13 protein-coding genes are annotated in these 16335 nt (G+C 27.0%); 8 read left to right on the top strand and 5 right to left on the bottom strand.

What is annotated here, in order from left to right; translation table 11 throughout:
• The first annotated feature begins 80 nt into the window (after window positions 1-80).
• The 3 genes from KI686_RS11335 (at window position 81) to KI686_RS11325 (ending at window position 4585) form a co-directional block, all read left to right on the top strand.
• Entirely contained in the window at window positions 81-263 is a 183-nt protein-coding gene (locus tag KI686_RS11335) for a CAL67264 family membrane protein (protein ID WP_237589409.1), read from the top strand.
• 58 nt (window positions 264-321) lie between these two features.
• Entirely contained in the window at window positions 322-2013 is a 1692-nt protein-coding gene (gene ettA, locus KI686_RS11330; protein ID WP_237589408.1) for an energy-dependent translational throttle protein EttA, read from the top strand.
• A gap of 346 nt (window positions 2014-2359) precedes the next feature.
• Window positions 2360-4585, top strand: coding sequence for an NADP-dependent isocitrate dehydrogenase (locus KI686_RS11325; RefSeq protein ID WP_237589407.1), 2226 nt, complete (start codon window positions 2360-2362; stop codon window positions 4583-4585).
• A 66-nt stretch (window positions 4586-4651) separates the two neighbouring features.
• Here the strand turns inward: KI686_RS11325 and KI686_RS11320 are convergent, their stop codons facing one another.
• Entirely contained in the window at window positions 4652-5311 is a 660-nt protein-coding gene (locus KI686_RS11320; protein ID WP_237589406.1) for an endonuclease III domain-containing protein, read from the bottom strand.
• Between the two features lie 125 nt (window positions 5312-5436).
• On the opposite strand from KI686_RS11320, the gene bcp reads away from it, so the two are divergent.
• Together bcp and KI686_RS11310 are read left to right on the top strand one after the other, a co-directional pair.
• Complete coding sequence (gene bcp, locus KI686_RS11315) at window positions 5437-5889, top strand: thioredoxin-dependent thiol peroxidase (protein ID WP_237589405.1); 453 nt, start codon at window positions 5437-5439, stop codon at window positions 5887-5889.
• A gap of 176 nt (window positions 5890-6065) precedes the next feature.
• Window positions 6066-8810, top strand: a complete 2745-nt coding sequence (locus tag KI686_RS11310; RefSeq protein WP_237589404.1) for a T9SS type A sorting domain-containing protein — start codon at window positions 6066-6068, stop codon at window positions 8808-8810.
• Window positions 8811-8947: 137 nt separating this feature from the next.
• On the opposite strand, the gene KI686_RS11305 is transcribed toward KI686_RS11310, so the two are convergent.
• The 3 genes from KI686_RS11305 to KI686_RS11295 form a co-directional block, all read right to left on the bottom strand.
• Window positions 8948-10723 (bottom strand): AMP-dependent synthetase/ligase, encoded by a 1776-nt coding sequence (locus KI686_RS11305; RefSeq protein WP_237589403.1) that lies wholly within the window; start codon window positions 10721-10723, stop codon window positions 8948-8950.
• Between the two features lie 279 nt (window positions 10724-11002).
• Window positions 11003-11803 (bottom strand): pentapeptide repeat-containing protein, encoded by an 801-nt coding sequence (locus tag KI686_RS11300; protein WP_237589402.1) that lies wholly within the window; start codon window positions 11801-11803, stop codon window positions 11003-11005.
• Window positions 11804-12026: 223 nt separating this feature from the next.
• Complete coding sequence (locus KI686_RS11295) at window positions 12027-12839, bottom strand: helix-turn-helix domain-containing protein (RefSeq protein WP_237589400.1); 813 nt, start codon at window positions 12837-12839, stop codon at window positions 12027-12029.
• A gap of 244 nt (window positions 12840-13083) precedes the next feature.
• Here KI686_RS11295 and KI686_RS11290 point away from each other — a divergent pair, with 244 nt between their 5' ends.
• The 3 genes from KI686_RS11290 (at window position 13084) to KI686_RS11280 (ending at window position 14930) form a co-directional block, all read left to right on the top strand.
• Window positions 13084-13647 (top strand): hypothetical protein, encoded by a 564-nt coding sequence (locus KI686_RS11290; protein ID WP_237589398.1) that lies wholly within the window; start codon window positions 13084-13086, stop codon window positions 13645-13647.
• Window positions 13638-14099, top strand: coding sequence for a hypothetical protein (locus KI686_RS11285; protein WP_237589397.1), 462 nt, complete (start codon window positions 13638-13640; stop codon window positions 14097-14099). The genes KI686_RS11290 and KI686_RS11285 overlap by 10 nt, the downstream gene beginning before the upstream one ends.
• 84 nt (window positions 14100-14183) lie before the next feature.
• Window positions 14184-14930, top strand: coding sequence for a head GIN domain-containing protein (locus KI686_RS11280; protein ID WP_237589394.1), 747 nt, complete (start codon window positions 14184-14186; stop codon window positions 14928-14930).
• Window positions 14931-15051: 121 nt separating this feature from the next.
• On the opposite strand, the gene KI686_RS11275 is transcribed toward KI686_RS11280, so the two are convergent.
• Window positions 15052-16275, bottom strand: a complete 1224-nt coding sequence (locus KI686_RS11275) for a threonine/serine exporter family protein (RefSeq protein ID WP_237589393.1) — start codon at window positions 16273-16275, stop codon at window positions 15052-15054.
• Between the last annotated feature and the right edge of the window lie 60 nt (window positions 16276-16335).

Here is a 16335-nt window from a genome sequence, read left to right as displayed (position 1 = left end):
TGATTAATAAATTAAAGATTTGATGGTTTGATAAAAAAAATAATTAACGATATTTGCGTCTGAATAATTAATTAAGAAATATGGGTATGAACAAAAACACTGTCTTAGGTTGGGCAACTATGTTAATGTTAATGATGGGAGTTATTTTAATTTTATTAGGAGCTTACAGATATAAAGATGTTGCAGGTTGGGGTTTTGCTACAGTTGGTATTGGTTTCTTTTGTATTGCCTGGGTTTTTAATGCCTTAAAAGGAAGGGTTTAAAGTCTACTAATTTTCTAGTAGCAGTTTTTTTCATATTAAATTATAAAAATAGATTATAATGAGTGACGATAAGAAAGTAATCTTTTCGATGAATAAGGTTTCTAAAACCTATCAATCAACAGGAAAACAAGTTTTAAAAGATATTTATTTAAGTTTTTTCTACGGAGCAAAAATTGGTATTCTTGGTTTAAACGGATCAGGTAAATCAACTTTATTAAAAATTATTGCTGGTGTAGAAAAGAATTTTCAAGGTGATGTTACTTTTTCTCCTGGTTATAAAGTTGGTTATTTAGAACAAGAACCACAATTAGATCCAGAAAAAACAGTTTTAGAAATTGTTAAAGAAGGTGTTGCAGAAACTGTTGCTATTCTTGATGAATACAATAAGATTAACGACATGTTTGGTTTAGAAGAAGTGTATTCTGATGCCGATAAGATGGAAAAACTAATGAACCAACAAGCAGAATTACAAGATAAGATTGATGCTGCCAATGCTTGGGAATTAGATACCAAATTAGAAATTGCAATGGATGCGTTAAGAACACCAGATTCTGATAAAAAAGTTGGTGTACTTTCTGGTGGAGAAAAACGTAGAGTTGCTTTATGTAGATTATTATTACAAGAACCAGAAATTTTATTATTAGATGAGCCAACCAACCACTTAGATGCAGAATCTGTACATTGGTTAGAGCATCATTTAGCACAATATAAAGGAACCGTAATTGCTGTAACGCACGATAGATATTTCTTAGACAATGTTGCTGGTTGGATTCTTGAGTTAGATAGAGGAGAAGGTATACCTTGGAAAGGAAACTATTCTTCTTGGTTAGATCAAAAATCTAACAGAATGGCACAAGAAAGTAAAACAGCATCTAAACGTCAAAAAACACTAGAACGAGAGTTAGAGTGGGTTCGTCAAGGAGCAAAAGGTCGTCAAACAAAGCAAAAAGCACGTTTGAAAAATTATGACAAATTAATGAGTCAAGACCAAAAGCAAGTTGATGAAAAGTTAGAAATTTATATTCCTAACGGACCACGTTTAGGAACAAATGTGATAGAAGCAACAGGGGTTTCTAAAGCTTTTGATGATAAAATTTTATATGAAGATTTAGCTTTTAACCTTCCACAAGCAGGAATTGTTGGTATTATTGGTCCAAATGGTGCTGGTAAAACAACAATTTTTAAAATGATAATGGGAGAGGAAAATCCTGACGGAGGAAGTTTTAAAGTAGGTGAAACTGCAAAAATAGCTTATGTAGATCAGGCACACTCAGACATCGACCCAAACAAAACAATTTGGGAAAACTTTTCTGATGGTCAAGATTTAGTAATGATGGGCGGAAAACAAGTAAACTCTCGTGCATATTTAAGTCGTTTTAATTTTTCTGGTAGCGAACAAAACAAAAAAGTTTCTACACTTTCTGGTGGAGAAAGAAATAGGTTACATTTAGCAATGACATTAAAAGAAGAAGGAAACGTTCTACTTTTAGATGAGCCAACCAATGATTTAGATGTAAATACATTAAGAGCATTAGAAGAAGGTTTAGAAAACTTTGCCGGTTGTGCAGTTGTAATTAGTCACGATAGATGGTTTTTAGATAGAATATGTACGCATATTTTAGCTTTTGAAGGAGATAGTCAAGTATATTTCTTTGAAGGATCTTTTTCTGATTACGAAGAAAATAAAAAGAAACGTTTAGGTGGAGATTTAATGCCAAAACGTATTAAATATAAAAAACTGATTAGATAAATCATTTTTTTATAATAAATATTAAAAGCCTATTTTTATTAATAAAAATAGGCTTTTTTTTATGTTTATATATTAATATTCTAAAAAAGAATTAAAAGCATAAAATAATGGATTTATAGTTAAAATTAGAATAACAAATATACTAAATGTTGTTTAATTTTATTAAGCTTAATAATAATTCAATAAAAAGTTATTTTAATTGATAATTAGGTATTAAATCGTCTTAATTAATAGTGTTTTAGCAGTAAAGTTTTCATCTTTAATTGTTAAATTTGTTACGCTATGTACGAAAAGGATTTCGTACGTAGTAATAATCAAAAATTCTACAATTATATAATACATTTTTATGAGCAAAATAGCTAAAATCGTATATACGAAGACAGATGAAGCACCTGCTTTAGCAACACGATCTTTTTTACCAATAGTAAAAGCTTTTACTAAATCTTCAGGTATTGAATTAGAAGTTAAAGATATTTCTTTAGCAGCAAGAATTTTGTCTAATTTTTCTGACTACTTAACAGAAGATCAAAAAGTAGAAGACGCTTTAGCTTTTTTAGGAGACTTAGCTAAAAAACCAGAAGCCAATATTATTAAATTACCAAATATTAGTGCTTCTGTACCTCAATTAAAAGTTGCAATTTCAGAATTACAAACTTTAGGATATAAATTACCTAATTATCCAGAAGAATTAAAAACAGATGAAGATAAAGCTGTTTTAGCTCTTTATAATAAAGTAAAAGGTTCTGCAGTTAATCCTGTATTGCGTGAAGGTAATTCTGATAGAAGAGCACCAAAAGCAATTAAGAATTATGCTCGTAAAAACCCACATTCTATGGGTGCTTGGGGATCTGATTCCAAAACACATGTAGCAACAATGAGCGAAGGAGATTTTGCTCATAATGAAAAATCTGTAACAATAGAAAAAGCAACAAGTATAAGTATACAACATGTTGCTGCCGATGGTTCTAAAACTATATTAAAGCCAGAGGTTAATTTGTTAGAAGGAGAAATTATTGATGCAACAATAATGAGTAAAAAAGCATTGCTTTCTTTCTTAGATAAAGAATTTACAGATGCTGCAGAACAAGAAGTTTTACTTTCATTACATATGAAAGCAACAATGATGAAGGTTTCTGATCCTATTATTTTTGGTTTAGCAGTAAAAACATATTTTAAAGATGTTTTTGAAAAGCATGCAGCAATTTTTGATGAAATAGGAGTTGATGTAAATAATGGTTTTGGTAATTTATTAAGTAGCTTAGATGAGGTTTCTGAAGAAAAGAAAGCTGAAATTTTAGCAGACATAGATGCTGCATTTGCTAAAAATGCTGACTTAGCAATGGTAAATTCTGATAAAGGAATTACAAACTTGCACGTACCTTCTGATGTAATTATTGATGCTTCTATGCCAGCAATGATTAGAACTTCTGGAAGAATGTGGAATGCAAAAGGAGAATTACAAGATACAAAAGCCGTAATACCAGATAGTTCTTATGCAGGTGTTTATTCTGCAACAATTGATTTTTGTAAAAAACATGGTGCTTTTGATCCTACAACAATGGGTACTGTACCTAATGTTGGTTTAATGGCTCAAAAAGCAGAAGAATATGGTTCTCATGATAAAACTTTTCAAATTGCAACTGCAGGTAAGGTAATTGTTGTAGATGCTTCTGGAGATACTCTTTTAGAGCACGCAGTAGAAGAAGGAGATATCTGGAGAATGTGCCAAACTAAAGATTTACCAATTCAAGATTGGGTTAAATTAGCAGTAACAAGAGCAAGAGCATCAGAAACACCAGCAGTTTTTTGGTTAGATGAAAATAGAGCACATGATGCAGAAATTATTAAAAAGGTAAATAAATATTTACCAACTCATGATACAGAAGGTTTAGATATTAGAATTTTATCTCCTGTTAAGGCAACAGAATTTACTTTAGAAAGAATTGTAAAAGGAGAAGATACTATTTCTGTTTCTGGTAACGTTTTACGTGATTACTTAACAGATTTATTTCCTATTTTAGAAGTTGGTACTTCTGCAAAAATGTTATCTATTGTTCCTTTAATGAATGGTGGAGGATTATTTGAAACTGGTGCAGGTGGTTCTGCTCCTAAACATGTAGAGCAGTTTTTAGAAGAAAACCATTTACGTTGGGATTCTTTAGGAGAGTTTTTAGCATTAGCTGTTTCTTTAGAACATTTAGGTACAACTAATGATAATGCTAAGGCATTAATTTTATCTGAAACATTAGATGATGCAACAGAAAAGTTTTTAGAAAATGATAAATCACCATCTAGAAAAGTAGGTGAGTTAGATAATAGAGGAAGTCATTTTTACTTAGCAATGTACTGGGCAGAAGGTTTAGCTAATCAAGATAAAGATGCAGATTTAAAAGCTTCTTTTACTAAAGTAGCAGCAGACTTAAAAGCAAATGAAGATAAAATTGTTACTGAATTAAATGAAATTCAAGGTAGTGCAAACACTATTGGAGGTTATTATATGCCTACAGATAGTTTAGCAGATGCAGCAATGAGACCAATTAGTCTTTTCAATTCTATTTTAGAATCTATCTAATATTACTTATTAGTCATAAAAAAAGGTCGATGTTACTAACATCGACCTTTTTTATTTATACAAAAATTAAGAGTTATTCTTTTTATAATATTCATTTAAAACCGATTTTCTACCAATTGTTTTGGTGATAATATCTTTGTTTAAATCCCAACCACGAGCAGGAGAATATTCTCTTCCGTACCAAATAATTTGTAAATGTAAATCGTTCCATAATTCTTTTGGAAACAAACGTTTTGCATCTTTTTCTGTTTGAGCAACACTTTTTCCATTACTTAAATTCCAACGAAACATCAACCTTAAAATATGTGTATCTACAGGAAAAGCAGGTACGCCAAAAGCTTGACTCATTACAACGCTTGCTGTTTTATGTCCTACAGCTGGTAATTCTTCTAAACCTTCAAAACTTTGCGGAACTTCTCCGTTATATTTTTCAATCAAAATTTTAGAAAGCCCATAGATTCCCTTACTTTTCATTGGAGATAAACCACAAGGACGAATAATTTCTTTAATTTCATCAACAGACATTTTTACCATATCAAAAGGATTGTCTGCTTTTGCGAATAACAATGGTGTAATTTGATTTACACGAACGTCTGTACATTGTGCAGATAATAAAACAGCAACTAATAGCGTGTAAGGATCTTTATGGTTTAAAGGTATTGGTATTTCTGGATATTTTTCTTTAAGTGTATCAATTACAAATTGTACTTTTTCTTGTTTGGTCATATAAATAAGTAATAAAGTTGTAAAGTTAAAAAGTTGAAAGTAAAATAAGTGATAATTATTTATTTAATTTAATTGGAAAGAATTTTATAAACTTTGTACATTTAAACTTTTAAATTACGATAAATATGACATCACTAAAAATAGGAGATAAAGCTCCACAGTTTGAGGCAAAAGATAATGCCGGAAATACAATAAAATTATCTGATTATGAGGGTAAAAAGTTAGTACTGTTTTTCTACCCTAAAGCAAGTACACCTGGTTGTACAAATGAAGCTTGTGATTTAAGAGATAATTATCAAACTTTTTTAGCAAAAGGTTATGATGTTTTAGGTGTAAGTGCAGATTCTGCTAAAAGACAGCAAAATTTTATTAATAAAAACGAATTACCTTTTCCGCTTTTGGCAGATGAAGATAAAGCAGTAATAGAAGCTTTTAATGTTTGGGGACCAAAAAAGTTTATGGGAAGAGAATACGATGGAATTCATAGAACTACTTTTGTTATTGATGAAAAAGGTTTTATAGAAGATGTAATTACTAAAGTAAAAACAAAAGCACATGCTGTTCAAATATTAGAATAACCTTGTTAAAATAGATTTATAGTATTTAAAAGAGTTGATTTTTATCAGCTCTTTTTTATTTAAATTACTCATATATAGGTATTGTATTTAAGTGGTCCTTTTTATTAATTTGATGTTCTAACTTTAACTAATATATTATGAAAATAAAACTACTTTTTTTTATTACACTCTTTATTTTGAGTTTTAATCTATCTTCTCAGAATATAACGATAACTGATTCTAACTTTGAACAAGCTCTAATAGATTTAGGTTGGGATACTAATGGTTTAAACGGTAATATTCTTGTGTCTGAAGCAGAAGCAATAGATAGTTTAGATATTCAAGACCCTATAGATAATACATTATTACCAAACGTAACTGCTAAAATTAAAACTTTAGAAGGTATAGAAGCAATGGTTAATTTAGTTTCTTTAGAAGCAGGAGGAAATGAGTTAACTTCGGTTGATTTATCTAAGAATATAAACTTGAAAAACTTATTTTTAAATGATAATCAATTAACAAATATTGATGTTTCTAAAAATTTAGCTTTAGAACGTTTTGGTGTTATGAGAAATCAGATTGCAAGTATAGATATTTCTATGCTAGTTAATTTAGTAGATTTGTTTGTACATGAAAATCAAATTGCAAGCTTAGATATAACAAATAACACAGAATTAAATTGGTTATATGCTACCAATAATCAATTAACAAGTATCAATTTATCAAAAAACACAAAACTAAAAAGAATAGATATTTATGGTAATCAACTAACAAGTATAGATGTAAGTATGTTACCAGATTTAGAAGATTTTAGAATAGCTTATAATCAATTAACTTATTTAGATGTTTCTGCAAATAGTAATTTACGTAGTTTTAGTTGTAATGGTAATTTATTAACTACCTTAAATGTAAAAAATGGAAATAATGTTAATTTTACCTACTTTTCCGCGAACAATAATTCAGATTTAACTTGTATTCAAGTTGATGATGCAAGTTTTTCTTTAACAAATTGGAGTTTAGTTGATGATATAGCTAGTTTTAGTACAAATTGTGGGATTTCTTCAATCGTTTATATTCCTGATTATAACATGAAAACAGCTTTAGTAGCAGATACTTCTATTAATAGTAATGAAGATACTGAAATTCAGGTTTCTGAGGCAGAAGCTGTAACGGGTACAATTACATTAGAAGGAGTTAATATTGATGATTTGTCTGGTATAGAAGCTTTTATAAATATTACAGGTTTAATTGTTAGAGGTAATAATTTAACATCAGTAAATTTATCCAATAATGATAAAATTTCTTTTTTAAGTATAGATAATAATCAATTAACTAGTTTAGATATTAGATCTTTAACAAACTTAGAAACTATTTATGCAGGAAATAATCAATTATCTGAAATTGATGTTACAAATAATTTATTATTAAAAAAGTTATGGTTAAATATAAATAATTTAAGTTCTTTAGACATTTCTAAAAATACTTTTCTGGAGGAATTAGAATTAGATTGGAATTATGATTTGTTAGAAATAGATTTTTCTAATAATTTAAATTTAAACAGAATCCATTTATGGAAAACAGCAATTTCTAAAATAGATATTACACAACTAATAGATTTAGAAAGATTATACGTTTCAGAAACCAACTTAACATCAATAGATATAACTAAAAACACAAAATTATATGATTTTAGATCTACAGATAATCCACAAATACCAACTTATGATTTTTCTAATAACACAGCATTAATTAGAATAGACTTAACTAACTCTAATGTAAATGATGTAGATGTTTCTAAAAACGTAAATTTAACTCAACTTTTATTGGGGCAAAATAATTTAACAAGTATAGATATTTCTAAGAATATAGAATTACAAGAATTGTATTTAAATGAAAATAGTATTGTAAATATAGATATTACCAATAATCTAAGTTTAACTAAACTATTTTTAAATGATAATTTATTAGAAAGAGCATATTTAAAAAATGAAAATAATACTGCTATTGTAGAATTTAATATTACTAATAATCCAAATTTATCGTGTATTGCTGTAGATGATGTAGATTTTTCAACAACTAATTGGACAAATATTGATGCTGCTACTAATTATAAAATTGATTGTAACTCTGATTGGGAAGTTTATACAGTAGACAGTAATTTAGAAGATGCAATTAATGTTATTACAGGTATTGATGCAAATAACGATGATTTAATATCTTATGAAGAAGCATTGTCTTATACAGGAGACTTAGATTTAAGTGGACAAGATATTACAGATATTACGGGATTAGAAGCATTTATAAATGCTGCAAGTATTAATCTTTCTAATAATAATATTACAGACATAAGCTCTCTTTTAAGTGGAAATACAGTATTAATTTATTCTAAATCAACAAATGAAAAAAGAACAGCAGAAAGAGCAAGTAGTAATGTAAAAATTTTAAATGTTTCTAACAATTTATTGGAATCAGTCGATATTTCTAGCATTACAAATATCACAGAATTATATTTATCTAATAATAAACTTGTAAGTCTTAATTTAAAAAACGGTAATAATACTGTTTTAGATAAGTTAGATGTAACTTCCAATCCAAATTTAACTTGTATACAGGTTGATGATGTTGATGCTGCAAATTCTAAAACAGAATGGTTAAAAGATACAAGTGCTAATTATAGTACAGATTGTAGCGGAACTTTAGCTATAGATGATTATCTAAAAGATAATATTGTAATTTATCCAAACCCAGCAACATCATTTATAGAAGTTTCTTTGGTAGATGGGGTAGCTTTAAAAAATATAGAAATTTACAACCTAATAGGTAAAAAGGTTTTAATTTCTGATGATAATTTAATTAAATTAGAAAAGCTATCTAAAGGAGTTTACTTAATAAAAGTAACTACAGATAAAGGATTATTAACAAGAAAGATAATAAAAGAATAATAAAAAGTAAGTATTAATATTATTTAATAGAATGACAAAAAAATATCGAGGATGATTATCCTCGATATTTTTTATTTAAAAACAATTTTTATTACTAAATAAAACCCTTTCATTTCTGAAAGGTTTTAGAATCTGGTTTATAAATCGTAGATTTTATTATACAAATCTTTGTAAATATCTTTAATAATATCTCTTTTCATTTTCATAGTTGGGGTTAAATGCCCTTTTTCTAAAGACCAAACTTCAGGGGTTAACTCAAAACGTTTTATTTGTTCCCATTGCCCAAACTTTTTATTATACTTATTAACTTCTTTTTGAATTCTAGCTATTACAATATCAGAATTAGCTATTTCTTTAGGAGTTGTACCAATATTTAGTTTTTTATGACGAATCCAATCTGCAACAAATTCAAAATTAGGTTGTATTAGAGCAGCAGGCATTTTTTCTCCTTCTCCAATAACCATCACCTGTTCTATAAATAAAGATTGTTTTAATTGTCCTTCTAATAATGGTGGAACCACATATTTACCACCAGAAGTTTTAAACATTTCTTTTGTTCTACCAGTTATTTTTAAGAATCCTTCATCATCAATTTCTCCTTTATCACCAGAATAAAAATAACCATCTTTAATTACATTATCTGTTCTTTCTGGTTCTTTATAATAACCTAACATTACATTTGGACCTTTAACTAAAATTTCACCATTTTCTGCAATTTTAACTTCTACATTATCAATAATTTTACCAACTGTACCAACTTTAAAACCATTATTTCTTTCGTCATTAACAGCAATAACTGGTGATGTTTCAGTTAAACCATATCCTTCCATAATTGGCATTCCTGCGGCAGCAAATACTTTTGTTAATCTTGGTTGTAGTGCTGCACTACCAGAAACCATTATTTTTAATTCGCCTCCTAATGCAGCTTGCCATTTAGAAAAAATTAATTTTCTGGCTATTTTTAGTTGAGTTTCGTACCACCAACCATTTTTTCCGTTTGGTTGATATTTAATACCTAAGTTAACAGCCCAAAAGAAAAGTACTTTTTTTATACCCTTTAAAGCTTCTCCTTTTAAAATAATTTTATCGTAAATTTTTTCATATAACCTAGGTACAGCGGTCATTACCTGTGGTTTAATTTCTTGTGCATTTTCAGAAAGTTTTTCTATAGATTCGGCAAAATAGATAGAAACACCACAATATTGATATAAATATAATATCATGCGTTCAAAAATATGACAAATAGGTAAGAAACTTAACCCTTTAGATTTCCCTTTAACAAACGGAACTCTTTTTTCTGAACTTAAAACATTAGAAACAATATTTTTATGAGAAAGCATTACTCCTTTAGGTCTACCAGTAGTACCAGATGTATAAATTAAGGTAGCTAAATCATTTTCTGTAATATTGTTTTTTCTATCTTCTAAAATGTTTTGGTTATCAATACTTTCACCTAATGTTAACAATTCTTTCCAATTTTGTTCTCCTTCAATTTCATCAAAAGTAAAAACAGCCTTTAAGTTGGTCTTATCTTTAATTTTGTTTACTTTTTTTAAAACTTCTTTATCGGATACAAAACAATAAATAGATTCTGAATGATTTAAAATAAAAGCATAATCATCTTTAGATATTGTTGGGTAGATAGGTACATTTTGTGCTCCGGTTTGTAAAACACCAATATCACAAATATTCCACTCTGTTCTATTAGTAGAAGATATAACAGCTATTTTATCATTTGGTTTTACACCTAGTTTTATTAAAGCTCTACTTATTTTATTAGCTTTATCTATATATTCTTGAGTGCTGGTAGCTTCCCAATTTCCATTGTTTTTTGATAAAAAAGCTTTTTCTAAGTTGTAATTTTCTAATTGGTAGTAAGGAAAATCGAACAACCTTTTAACTGTTATTGCCATAAATTTTTATTTCAAAATGCAAATTAACAATTTTACGTTGATTTAGCAAATACTTATTTAAAGAGTTTTAAATTAAGGATAATATAATTTTTGAATATTATTATTTTTTTATTGTTAAATTTCTTAAGATTTTGTTAAAAAATTATATAGTCTATTTAAACATAGAATTCTTTTGCAATTTTATTAGATAAACAAAAATACCTTATAAAATTTTATAAGGTATTTTTGTTTATCTACTTTTTTTAAAAATAGAATAAAGTGTATTGTATAAAATATAAATTAGTCGTTTTTAATTAAATACTTGCTAAAGCTATTTCCGTTAATTTTAGTGTATTTAGAGTCAACATTATAAGCAACTTTCATGTTAGATACATCAAAATTACCAGTAACTTTCATATATTTTATATTTAAATCTTCTTTAAAATTAGTATTTCTAAAAGAAACACCATTTGAAAAATTTGTGTATTTAAAGATCGCTGTATCATGAAAAACAGCATCAGAAAAACTTACACTGTTATTAAATTTTGTGTATTTAAAGGTTGCAATTTCATCAAAAGTAGTGTTGTTAAAACTGATGTCTTTATCAAATTTTGCATATTTAAATGTACTATCATCATTAAATGAAGAACCAGAAAAATCTGCATCTTTCTCGAATCTAGAATATTTAAACATTGCTTTTTGATTAAAAGTACAGTTTTTAAATATGGCATTATTTTTAAAGCTAGCTGTAAATGTGTAACCAGAGTCTTCATCTGGGATGTAAGCTAAAACATCATTTTTAAAAGTACAATTAATAAATGAAATTTCATTTTCTATATATTTTTTAACTTCATTAGAAGAGTTGTTATTGCTACCCCAATTAAACCAACTACTACTTTTTTTTGTTTTAACATTGTTTTTAAGGGCTTCGTCCATAAATGTAAAATCTAAAACACCAATAATTGTAGCATTTTTTATGGCAATAGATTTACCATCTTTAATATCTTTTATAATTTTTGACGCTTCTATTTTTTGTTGAGAAAAAGAAAAAGCTGTTACTAATAATAGGTAGAAAGTTAATAATGTTACTTTATTTTTCATTTATTTATTTTTTAAGTTGTTTTACATACTAATGACAAATCAAATCTTAATTTGTGACAGAAAAATAAAAGAAATAAAAAAAACCTTATAATTAAATAAGGTTTTAGGAACAAAAATAAATTTTTGTAATTGTATTAAAATCATTTCCCCCAAAATATTTTAATACGAACCCAAAAATAAGCTATTATAAACTTAGATTTAAGTAAAAAATCGTAAAATTTAATTATTTATTTAAATATTGATCTAATAAAAAGTGATTTTTCTGTTCAAAAAATAATTTTGGGCTCTCATTCATCATTAATTTAAAATCTTTATTAAAATGAGAAACATCATAGTAATTATATTCACACAAAAGCTTTTTTATATCTTCTTTTTGTATTTGATACTTTAAAAGCATATGATTAAAACGGATGATTTTAATAAACTTAATAGGTGTTATGCCAACAATCTTTTTAAATTTTGTTTGTAAAGATTTTTGACAATATGGTAAAATATCTAACAGCTCATTAACTTTAACCAATCCTTCTTTTTTATAGATATATTCAATAGCTTTTTCTATAAGAACAACATCTTTGTTATCAGTTAACTTAATATTGTTTATTAAGTTGATAATCTTCTTTTCGCACTCAAATACATCTTGTCTGTTTTTTGTAATAATTTCTTCTATTTCTTGAGACAGTTTTTTGTCAATTTCTTGAAAAGGAATTTGTTTGTTTGTAAATTGAGAGATGTCTTTTTCTAAAATTTTATATAATGATGTAGGGTTTAAATGAACTCCAAAGTTTTTAGTATCATCATTAATAAAATATTTATAAGATCTATAAAATTGACCAAAAAGTGTTAATCCTTTTTTTACAGGTTCTTTTTTATCTTTAATTAAAATTTTTTGTTGATTGCTACCTATAAAAACTAAAGAAGGTAAACCCAAAGGTAAAATTATAGATTCAAAAGGAACATCTTCTTTAGAAGACGTTAAGTAGAATAAATCTTTTAAAAGATTTCTATGATCTTTTGAATTAAGGTAATTAAAAGTCATTTTCACAATTTTCAATAGCAGCTCAAATTTACATCAAAAAAAGTAATATTTGAAGTTGGAATTTATTTTTACAATATCAATAAAATAGATGTGTTTTTTTTATCTATCATATATTAATACATTTCTTATTTCAAATAAATTGTTTTTTTTATTATTCATGTATAACTTAATTTTAAATTTTGGTGAAAATACTTTTAAAGAGTATCTCTAAATAGTACTTTTGTTAGGTATTTAAATACATATTATGATAAAAAAGCATATAAAACGACTTTCTTTTTTTCTAATTATATTAAGTCATCTTGGTTTTTTAGCAGCTATTTTATTCGAAAAACAGAATAATTTTTTTGTTTCAATTTTTGTTCTAATTGCAATTGTTTTATTAATTGTAACTTACAAAAAAACATCTTTAAAGGCAGAAAATCACGATTTAGAGCATGTATTAACGGTTGCTTTTGTTTTTTTTGGGGCAATTATAACCTATGTTTTAAGTACTTCATTGGGGATTAATACAGTTTTAGCAGCTAGTTCTGTTGGCTTATTTGTTAGTTTTATACCTAACTTTTTTAAGGATAATGCTTTTATTAAAGGGATGCCTACAGCTGTTTACTGTGGTACTTTTGTAGGAATGACAAATGCTAGTATAGCACCAGATTATATTTTTATTGCATTAGCAAGTGTTATAACAGGTTTTATGCTGGTGGGTACAAAAGATACTTTTCATGGTTTTGGAGGTAAGTTAGGTACTTTAGCTTTTGGAGGTGTTGCTATTGCTTTTTTTATAACCTATTTAATTTCTCAATGGATTTAGAGTTTTTATTATTATTAATTATTGGAGGAGGCTCTGCGGTAGCAACTTTTGTTTTACAAATAAAATGGAAACAAAGTCCTGTTAGGTCTTCTGCTATAGTTGGTGTAATAGCAAGTGTATCGGTTTTACTGTTTCCAAAAATATTATCAACATACTTAACAGAAAATATACCGTTAGTATGTTTTGGAGCTTCGTTTATAGGTATGGTTTCTTCTAAAGTAGTATCTAATCATTTTTTAATAGGTATTTCTGGTGTAATTTTTACAATTATTTATTTTAATACAAGTACTTATTTTAATGGTTTTGGTGGTGGTTTAGGGTCTGCGGCTTGTATTGCTTTATTAGTAACTTTAAGTATACCTATTTTAAAGAAAAATAGAAGAATTAGTAACGGATTTTTGTTGTTAAGAAGGCAAATGAGATCTAGAATGAAAAAGAAAAATAATAAATAAGTTTTAAAAGAGTCACAAAATAAAAAATAGAAAGTCTTTTGTGTAGAAATAGCATTTTTAAAACTAACTAAAAATAAAAAAAACATGAAATTAAAATTATCTATTTTCTTTTTATTCTTATTAAATATAAGTACAAGTATACAAGCACAAGAAACCATAAAGCTTAATCAGAATTTTAATAAAATTATAGTCAGCCCGCATATAGAAGTTGTCTTAAAAAAAGGTTCTGAGGCTAAAATTGAAATTGATGATATTATTGTTGATAGAGAAAAGTTTTTGTACGAAATAGAAAAAGGGACTTTACAGGTGTATTTAGAAGGCGCAAAAACTTACACAAAAAATAAAAAGATAAAAGTTAATAACTACGAGACTAAAGTACCTCTATACAATAATAGAGTTGTTAGGTTGATTATTACTTATACAGATGTTGATACCTTTTCTTTAAGAGGTGAAGAAAAAATTACGTTTGATTCTCCTATTGTTCAAAATAATTGTAAACTAAGAGTTTATGGTAAATCGGAAGTGGTAATTAATACAATTAATGTTAATAAGTTAGATGTTTCTATTTATGGAGAAAGCTTCTTAAAAATAGAAAAAGGAATTGCGAATCAACAAAAATTAACCGCTTATGGTGCAAGTAAAATAATGGCGCCAGATGTTGTTTCACAAGAAATAAAGTTGACTGCTTATGGAGATGGTGTTTTTCAAGTAAATGCATCAGAAAAAATTAAGGTAACTGCATATGGTGAGGCAACCGTTCTTTATAAAGGAAATGCAGATTTAAAAAAAGGACTTGTTATTGGAGAATCTAAAATTAAAAGAATTCAATAATAATTTTAATATTTAGACTTTTGAAAAAGCATTTAGCTTTTCTATTTTAGTTTGATAAAAATTACACACAATAAAAAAAACAGCTTTTAGAATTTTCTAAAAGCTGTTTTTTTTAAGTTTATTAATTTGTTTTTTTAACTTTTTTTGGCCTTCTTTCTTTAAAGGTACCAGCAAAAAGTAATCCTCCAATAATAGCCATTAATATAAAGGCAACTTCTTCAAATAAATTTGCTGAAGCAGTAATAGAAGGATTAAAAAAAGAATTGCTTAATCCCATAAAAGATTTACTACCTGGCACTAACATAATAATACCTTGGGTTAAATAAACAGATTTTGGGGTTTTAGAAATTCGCCCAAACAACCTACTAATACCTACAACAGATAAAGTTCCAATAAAAGTACTTACTAAAATGCCTAAACCAGATGATAAAAAAACAGTAATAAAAAAAGCCAAAACGCCTGTTAAAACACCAAAAAACATGTCTTTTTTACGCACTTGAAATATTGGTATTACTGTAATAGAAAATATAGGAATTGCTAAAAATAAAGTCCATTTTGGCATATCAGAAGCATAATGAGTTAAATCAATATCCAATAAAGAAGTCATTAAACCCAAACCAAGTATCACTCCAAAAAATTGTTTAAATAAAACAACCATAGCATCAAAAAGTTTTGCTCCTCCTGCTACCAAATTTTTAGAAGTTATTTCTTCTAGAGCAGTAGTAATTGCCAATCCAGGAATAAAGATAATTATAGATGCTAATATGGTTAATCCTAAATTGAAATCTGGAAAAATAAAGGTTAAAAAGCAACATATAATGGTTACCACTAAAGCACTTAAAGATTCGAATACGTTTTCTATATATTTAGATTTAGTGGCTAAATACACAAAAAGATAAGTAAGTGCACCTAACAACAAAGCAAAACTAAAAGAAAGCCAGTTTGTACCAATCATTAAACTAAATGAACCTGCAGCAAAAGCATAAGCGAGTGTTAGTATAAAGTGGTTGACTTCTTTTGTTTTAGCATGAATAATCTTTAATTCTTTGTCTATTTCGTCTGGTTCAATTTTGTTATCAATAACTTTATTAGTTAACTCATCAATTCTAGAAAAAGCACCTAAATTTAAAGATCCTGGTGCTATAGATTCAATGTAATTATAAGAGTTTTTATCTTCATAAAAAACATAATTTATCCAAGTAGGTAAATCCATAAAACTACCTGTAATGCCTTTAGTATTGGCAACTTGTGTTAAATAAGATAGTATTTTATAAGACGGAATACCATAAATATGTAAGGCTTTACCTATGTCTACAATGAATTGATATTTCTTTGGAACTTTCATTTTTTGCTTATTAAATAGTGTTATTTTACTTTTTATTAAAGCCAAAAAAAGGGCTTTATA

The sequence above is a fragment of the Polaribacter sargassicola genome, assembly GCF_021991835.1.
Lineage (GTDB): Bacteria > Bacteroidota > Bacteroidia > Flavobacteriales > Flavobacteriaceae > Polaribacter > Polaribacter sargassicola.
The sequence above is the reverse complement of the archived record's forward strand: the minus strand, read 5'-3'. Positions and strand labels throughout refer to the sequence as shown.

What these genes read in the sequence shown, in the direction of transcription:
- KI686_RS11325 (WP_237589407.1), top strand. Translation starts at nt 2,360, where the DNA reads ATGAGCAAAATAGCTAAAATCGTATATACGAAGACAGATGAAGCACCT.
- KI686_RS11295 (WP_237589400.1), bottom strand. Translation starts at nt 12,839, where the DNA reads ATGACTTTTAATTACCTTAATTCAAAAGATCATAGAAATCTTTTAAAA.
- KI686_RS11305 (WP_237589403.1), bottom strand. Translation starts at nt 10,723, where the DNA reads ATGGCAATAACAGTTAAAAGGTTGTTCGATTTTCCTTACTACCAATTA.
- KI686_RS11290 (WP_237589398.1), top strand. Translation starts at nt 13,084, where the DNA reads ATGATAAAAAAGCATATAAAACGACTTTCTTTTTTTCTAATTATATTA.
- KI686_RS11285 (WP_237589397.1), top strand. Translation starts at nt 13,638, where the DNA reads ATGGATTTAGAGTTTTTATTATTATTAATTATTGGAGGAGGCTCTGCG.
- ettA (WP_237589408.1), top strand. Translation starts at nt 322, where the DNA reads ATGAGTGACGATAAGAAAGTAATCTTTTCGATGAATAAGGTTTCTAAA.
- KI686_RS11335 (WP_237589409.1), top strand. Translation starts at nt 81, where the DNA reads ATGGGTATGAACAAAAACACTGTCTTAGGTTGGGCAACTATGTTAATG.
- KI686_RS11280 (WP_237589394.1), top strand. Translation starts at nt 14,184, where the DNA reads ATGAAATTAAAATTATCTATTTTCTTTTTATTCTTATTAAATATAAGT.
- KI686_RS11320 (WP_237589406.1), bottom strand. Translation starts at nt 5,311, where the DNA reads ATGACCAAACAAGAAAAAGTACAATTTGTAATTGATACACTTAAAGAA.
- KI686_RS11275 (WP_237589393.1), bottom strand. Translation starts at nt 16,275, where the DNA reads ATGAAAGTTCCAAAGAAATATCAATTCATTGTAGACATAGGTAAAGCC.
- KI686_RS11300 (WP_237589402.1), bottom strand. Translation starts at nt 11,803, where the DNA reads ATGAAAAATAAAGTAACATTATTAACTTTCTACCTATTATTAGTAACA.
- bcp (WP_237589405.1), top strand. Translation starts at nt 5,437, where the DNA reads ATGACATCACTAAAAATAGGAGATAAAGCTCCACAGTTTGAGGCAAAA.